The 6135-nt window shown below is 71.1% G+C and carries 6 protein-coding genes and 1 tRNA gene; 2 read left to right on the forward strand and 5 right to left on the reverse strand.

The genetic code is table 11. The features are described 5' to 3' along the window. Positions 1–104: 104 nt before the first annotated feature. The 5 genes from QM633_RS15490 to QM633_RS15510 form a co-directional block, all read right to left on the reverse strand. Entirely contained in the window at positions 105–890 is a 786-nt protein-coding gene (locus QM633_RS15490) for an ABC transporter ATP-binding protein (protein ID WP_415154664.1), read from the reverse strand. Further along, positions 883–1629, reverse strand: a complete 747-nt coding sequence (locus QM633_RS15495) for an ABC transporter ATP-binding protein (RefSeq protein WP_415154665.1) — start codon at positions 1627–1629, stop codon at positions 883–885. The genes QM633_RS15490 and QM633_RS15495 overlap by 8 nt, the downstream gene beginning before the upstream one ends. Next, on the reverse strand, positions 1626–2474 hold the full coding sequence (locus QM633_RS15500) for an ABC transporter permease (protein ID WP_415154666.1): 849 nt from the start codon (positions 2472–2474) through the stop codon (positions 1626–1628). The genes QM633_RS15495 and QM633_RS15500 overlap by 4 nt, the downstream gene beginning before the upstream one ends. Then, positions 2471–3403 (reverse strand): ABC transporter permease, encoded by a 933-nt coding sequence (locus tag QM633_RS15505; protein WP_415154667.1) that lies wholly within the window; start codon positions 3401–3403, stop codon positions 2471–2473. Before QM633_RS15505 ends, QM633_RS15500 begins: the two co-directional genes overlap by 4 nt. A 140-nt stretch (positions 3404–3543) precedes the next feature. Continuing rightward, positions 3544–5091: an ABC transporter substrate-binding protein gene (locus tag QM633_RS15510; RefSeq protein WP_415154668.1), complete on the reverse strand. Its 1548-nt coding sequence runs from the start codon at positions 5089–5091 to the stop codon at positions 3544–3546. 282 nt (positions 5092–5373) lie between these two features. Here QM633_RS15510 and QM633_RS15515 point away from each other — a divergent pair, with 282 nt between their 5' ends. Next, a complete protein-coding gene (locus tag QM633_RS15515; protein WP_415154669.1) occupies positions 5374–5850 on the forward strand; it encodes a GyrI-like domain-containing protein in 477 nt (158 codons plus the stop codon). Positions 5851–5954: 104 nt separating this feature from the next. Next, positions 5955–6027 (forward strand) — tRNA-Ala (locus tag QM633_RS15520). Positions 6028–6135 lie beyond the last annotated feature (108 nt).

Raw genomic sequence — 6135 nt, forward strand, 5'->3', positions numbered from 1 at the left:
CGCGCCGGGGGGCTGGATGCCGGGGTTGGCGCGGAAGCGGCCGTCGGGGCCGAGGAGGAGGCCACCGACCACGGCGGCGACGCGCGGGCCGGGCGCCGGGGCGCTCATCGGCGCTCCGGCAGGCGGAGGACGGCTTCCAGCAGCGTTCGGCTGTAGGGGTGCTCGGGGTGGCGGAAGAAGCGGTCGACGCCGGCCTGCTCGACCAGCACGCCGTCCCGCAGTACCGCGACGTGGTCGCAGATGGCGTTCACGACGGCCAGGTCGTGGGTGATCAGCAGGACGGCCAGCCCGATCCGGCGGCCGAGTCCGGCGAGCAATTCCAGGACGGTGCGCTGGGCGGACGCGTCCAGCGAACTGGTGGGCTCGTCCGCGACCAGGACGCGGGGGTCGGTGGCCAGCGCGCGGGCGATGGCGACCCGCTGGCGTTGCCCTCCGGAGAACTCGCGCGGATAGCGTCCGAGGGCGTCCGGGGTGAGGCCGACGAGGGCGAGCAGTTCGGCGGGCCGTGCGTCCGGCACCGTGCGCCGCCCGCCCCGCCGCGCGGCGCCCACCCGCAGCAGTTCGTCCAGGACCTGGCCGACCGTGAGCAGCGGATTGAGCGACGCGAACGGATCCTGCTGGACCAGCTGGACGGCCCTGCGCTCGGCCGGCGACCTGCGCGCACCGAGCAGGACCCCGTCGAGGCGGACGGTACCGGTGGCCAGCGGCACCTGGCCGGTGATCGCCCGCGCCAGCGATGTCTTGCCCGACCCCGATTCCCCGACCAGCCCGAGGATCGAGCCGGGCCGGACGCCCAGCGTGACCTGGTCGACGACCCGCCGGCCCGCGTAGTCGATGCTCGCGCCGCTGACCGCCAGGCCGTGCAGGGTCGGCGTGTTCTGCTCAGCCATGGCCACCGGCCAGCTCCGGCAGCGGCAGCACGGCGTCCAGCAGCGAACGGGTGTACGGCTCTGCGGGCCGGGTGACCACGTCGAGGGTGTCCCCGCTCTCCACCACCCTGCCCTCGTGCAGCACCACGATGCGGTCGCAGACCTGCGCGACCACGGCGAGGTCGTGGCTGACGAACAGCACCGAGAGGCCGCGCTCGGCGCGGAGCTGGGCGAGCAGGTCGAGGACGCCACGCTGGACGGTGACGTCGAGGGCCGTGGTCGGCTCGTCACAGAGCAGCAGATCGGGCTCCCTGGCCAGCGCGACGGCGAGCAGGACACGCTGCCGCTGACCGCCCGAGAGCTGGTGCGGATACCGCCGGAGGAGGTCGCCGGCGTCCGGCAGGTGCACGTCGTCGAAGAGCCGGAGCGCCCTGGCCCTGGCCTCGCGACGCGTCAGGCCTGTGGCCGCGGCGCACACCTCGGCGACCTGATCGCCCACCCGGGCCAGCGGGTCGAGGAAGGTCAGCGGGTCCTGGAAGATCATTGCCGCCGTCCCGCCGACGCCGATCGTCCCTCCGCTCACGCGCAGGCCCCGCGGGAGGAGGCCCATCACGGCACGCAGGGTGAGGCTCTTGCCGGATCCGGACTCCCCCACCACGCCGAGGGCCCCGCCGGGCTCGAGGGCCAGGGTCACCCCGCGCAGCAGTTCGGCGTCCCCGCTCACCCGCAGGTCGTCGAGTACCAGTTCGCCGGGCCTCATCGCAGCCTCCACACGTCGGCGAGGCCGTCGCCGACCAGGGACAGGCCGACACCGGTGGTGACGACGGCGAGACCGGGCAGCGTCGACACCCACCACTTCGTGGTGAGGAAGAGCTGGCCGTCGCTGATCATCGTCCCCCAGTCCGGCGTGGGCGGCTGGACGCCGATGCCGAGGTAGCCGAGGGTCACGACCGCGACCATGATCAGCAGGATCTCGGTCATCAGGAGCACCACCGCCTGCGGCAGCACGTTGGGCAGCAGGTGGCGTCCGAGCACGCGCGCGTGGGAGAGGCCGCCGCCGTAGGCGGCCTGCACCCAGCCCTCCCGGCACAGCGCGCGGGTCTTCGCCCGGATCACCCTGGCGTAGCCGATCCAGCCGACGAGGGCATAGGCGAGGAAGATGCCGCGCTCGCCGGTGCCGGCGGCGAACACCACCACGATGACCAGGACGTAGAAGGGGAACGCGACGAACGTGTCCACCAGTCGCGAGATCAGCCAGTCGACGCGGCCGCCCGCGTAACCGCTGACCAGCCCGATTGCGACGCCGACCACGAACGGCACCACCGCGGCGAGCACGGCGATCCGGAGGTCGGTCCGGGCCGCGGCGATCACGCGGGAGAGGATGTCCCGGCCGAGTTGGTCGGTACCGAACCAGTGGGCGGCCGACGGCGGGGCAAGCCCGTTGGCGAGGTCCTGCGCGCTCGGGTCGTAGGGCGTGGGGCCGAGCACGGCCAGCGAGAACATGAACAGCAGGATCGCCGCGCCGGCCAGCAGGGTGGGGGTACGTCGGGCGCGCCGCCACCAGCGGGCGAGCGGGCGGGCCGCCAGGGCTGCAGGCGCACTCATGTCGCCCTCAGCCGGGGATCCAGCACCACGACGATCGCGTCGGTGAGCAGGGTGACCAGGACCACGCTCAGCGCGAGGACCAGGGCGATGCCCTGCACCACGGGGAAGTCGCGCGAACTGATGGAGGAGAACAGGAGCGCGCCGAGGCCGTTGATCGCGAACACCTTCTCGATCACCAGCGTGCCTCCGATCAGGTAGGCGACGTTGAGGCCGAGCAGCGACACCGTGGGCACCGCGGCATTGCGCAGGACGTGTGCGGCGACCCTCCGCCGGGGCAGCCGTGCGGCGCGCAGGGTGACGACGAAGTCGGCGTCCAGCACTTCGAGCAGTTGTTCGCGCAGGGAGCGGACCAGCGGTGGCGACATGCCGAGCGCGACGGTGAGGGACGGCAGCACGAGGCTGCGCAGGGGTTCGCCCGGCCCGGTCCCGATGCCGCCCACCGGCAGCCAGTGCAGGTTCACTCCGAGGACGAGGATCAGGACCAGACCCACCCAGAAGGCCGGCATCGCCATGGCGATGGTCGGCACGACCCGGACGAGGTGGTCGAGGGGCCCGCCGGCACGGGTCGCGGCGACCAGGGCGAGCGGGACGGCGAGCAGGACGGTGAACACCACGCTGAGCGCCACCAGGGCGGCCGTGATGCCGGCCCGCGAGGCGACCAGGGAGAGCACCGGCTGGTCGGTGACCAGGGACGTTCCGACGTCACCGCGGGTGAACACGGCGACCAGCCAGTTCCACAGCTGGCGTCCCAGGGGCAGGTCGAGGCCCATCCGGTGCCGCAACGCGTCGATCGAGGCCTGGGTGGCCTGGTCGCCGAGGATCATCGCGGCCGGGTCGCCGGGCACGATCCGCAGCAGCAGGAAGACGCACAGCACCACTCCGACGACCACGGGGACGACGGAGGCCAGCGTGCGGCCGAGCCAGCGCATGGTCAGATTCTCCCCCGTCGGCCGGCCCGTCCTCTGGCCGGACCGAGTTGGGGACGGTTCCCTACTCGGTCCAGGTCGTCCGGGTGGACCGAGAGGAGAACCGTCCCCTACTTGGTCCACCTGCCCGCTGAAGGGTTCACCTATTGCTGCAGCCACACGTCCTGGAACAGGACGCTGCCGTTGATCCGCGGTGTGAGGTCGTGGACGCCGGCCAGCGACGCCACCACGTTCTTGGGGTTGTACAGCGGGATGTAGGGGACGTCGTCGGCCAGGATCTGCTGGATCTCTGCGTAGATCTTCTCCCGGTCGGCGCCGTCGGCGGTGACGCGTCCCTCCCGCATCAGCCGGGTGACCTTCGGGTTGGTGTAGTGCGTCCAGAACGAGTGGCTGAACCCGTCCGGATCGGCCTGGAAGGTGATCAGTCCGTTCGGGTCGGGAGCGTCCGACTGCCCGGAGTTGATCATGAAGTCGTAGGTGAACGCCTTGAACCGCTCACGGAAGGAGTTGAGTTCGATCGCCTCGATCTTCACCTCGATGTTCAGCGGCTTCAGCGCCGCCTGGATGATCTGGGCCTCCTGGGTGCGGGCGGAGTCGCCGGAGTCGATCAGGAGCGTCGCGCTGAAGCCGTCCGGGAACGCGGAGGCGGCGAGCTCCGTCCTGGCCGCGTCCTGGTCGTTGTCGAGCGCCTTCACCTGTGCCGAGTACTGGATGGTCGGCGGGATCAGGGTGTGGACGGTCTCGGCGGCGCCGAAGGTGGTGGCCTGCGTGATCCCCTCCCGGTCGAGGGCGTAGGCCACGGCCCTGCGCACGTGGCGGTCGGCGAAGTACCGGTTCTGGGTGTTGAAGAACACCTGTTCAACCGCCCACGAGCCCAGTTCGGACACGGTGACGTTCTGGTTGCTCTGCAGCTGCGAGATGGTGGCGGGAGCGACGTCCTCGATCGCCGAGAGCTGGCCGGCCTGCAGCTGCTGGATGCGTTGGGTGTCGTCGGCGACGACCTTGTAGACGAGGTTCTGGGCGTACGGCTTGCCGGTCTGCCAGTAGTGGGGGTTGGCGGTGAAGGTGGTGTCGCCGCTGGGGTCCCACGACTGGACGACCCACGGCCCCGTGCCGACCGGGCTGGCGAAGAAGTCCTTCTCGCTCCGGCCGCCGAAATCGGCGGGGAAGATGCCGTTGGAGAATCCGGACAGCTCGGAGAGGAATGGCGTGTAGGGGCTCTTCAGCACGATCGTCAGGGTGTGGTCGTCCTCGGCGGTGATGCTCGCGATCGGCGCCTCGAGCGGCAACGGGCCCTGCACCTTGATGTGCCGTTCCAGGGAGAACTTCGCGTCCGCCGCCGTCACCGGCGTGCCGTCGGAGAACTGCAGGTCCGGCCGCAGGATGAACGTGTAGGTGAGCAGGTCGGGGCTCACCGTGTACTTCTCGGCGAGCCAGGGGATGATCCTGCCGGTCGTGTCGAAGGAGACGAGCGGCTCGAACACCTTGTCGATGGCGAAGGCGTTGTTGGCCGTGATCTCGTTGTTGAGATCGAAGGACGTGACCGCGGCCGCGCGGCCGTAGGTGATGGTGCCGCCGCGTTGGGGCGCCCCGGCCGCAGGGGAGCCGGACGCGCTCTGACCGGTCGGTGCGGACGAGCAGCCGGCCAGCGTGAGGAGGGTGAGGAGAGCTGCGAGCAGTCGACGGGTCATTGGTGGGCTCCTGAATCGGCCGGGACGGGTGTGGGCTGGAGAAGAGGGCTCGATGGCGGGACGACGCTGCGTCCGGGATCGGTCAGCACCAACACCGACGACAGGCACCGGTCCGGGCCGCTCGGCCCTGCATCCGGTCGCTGTGCATGGCGGAAGAATAGCGGACCCGCCGGAGTGCACCGAGCGCATCCACCGGCGCATCCGGGCGGTGGCGACCCTGACCCTCGACGCCCGGGACGGGCGCGGGCTAGCGTGGGGGAAACCGCCTGCGCTGGAGGCCCCATGGGAGTGCACCCGCACATCGAGAGCCTGGACGCCTGGACCGGCGCGGGCGTGCGCCGGGTCCTGCCGATGTCGGGCCTGGCGGATGCGTTCGGCCCGACCTACGAGCGCGTGAGCGCCGCCGTCGAGGCGGCCGGAGCGAGGATCGTCGGCCCGGTCTACGCGGAGTATTTCGGCATGCCCTCCGACGTGGTGGACGTGGAGATCGGCCTCGGCATCGACACCGAGGTCGAGGTCGCCGGCCTCCAGGTGCGGACGCACCCGGCGACCCGCGCCGTCGTTGCCACGCACGTCGGCCCGTACGAGCGGCTGTCGGAGAGCTACCGGGAGCTCATGCCGTGGCTGGAGATGGAGGAGTTCGAGCTCAGCGACTCGATGATCGAGTTCTATGACAGCGCTCCCGGCACCGACCCCGAGCACCTGGTCACGCGGCTGGTCTTCCCGTTCGGTTCGTCCGGGCGCCGCTCCCCCGCCTGATCTGTTCACGACGCGTCCGGCGGCCACCCGGCCATGGAGACGCCCTACCGGTTTCACCCCCGAGGCACGCCGGTGCTAGCCTGTACGGGCTGCAGAGGCGGCTTGGGGCTATGGCGCAGTTGGTAGCGCGTCTCGTTCGCAATGAGAAGGTCAGGGGTTCGAATCCCCTTAGCTCCACAGAACTCACCGGAACTGTGCCCTCCTGACGGAGGGCCTTTTCGTTCTGTGGTGTCCTGTGGGGGTCGAACCCCCACACCCCCAACCGGGGGCTCGCCCCCGGACCCC

The sequence above is a fragment of the Propionicimonas sp. genome, assembly GCF_047606205.1.
Lineage (GTDB): Bacteria > Actinomycetota > Actinomycetes > Propionibacteriales > Propionibacteriaceae > Propionicimonas.

Bases quoted from the DNA above. Each gene is read 5' to 3' on its own strand.
- QM633_RS15510 (WP_415154668.1), bottom strand. From the start codon at position 5,091: ATGACCCGTCGACTGCTCGCAGCTCTCCTCACCCTCCTCACGCTGGCC.
- QM633_RS15505 (WP_415154667.1), bottom strand. From the start codon at position 3,403: ATGCGCTGGCTCGGCCGCACGCTGGCCTCCGTCGTCCCCGTGGTCGTC.
- QM633_RS15495 (WP_415154665.1), bottom strand. From the start codon at position 1,629: ATGAGGCCCGGCGAACTGGTACTCGACGACCTGCGGGTGAGCGGGGAC.
- QM633_RS15490 (WP_415154664.1), bottom strand. From the start codon at position 890: ATGGCTGAGCAGAACACGCCGACCCTGCACGGCCTGGCGGTCAGCGGC.
- QM633_RS15500 (WP_415154666.1), bottom strand. From the start codon at position 2,474: ATGAGTGCGCCTGCAGCCCTGGCGGCCCGCCCGCTCGCCCGCTGGTGG.
- QM633_RS15515 (WP_415154669.1), top strand. From the start codon at position 5,374: ATGGGAGTGCACCCGCACATCGAGAGCCTGGACGCCTGGACCGGCGCG.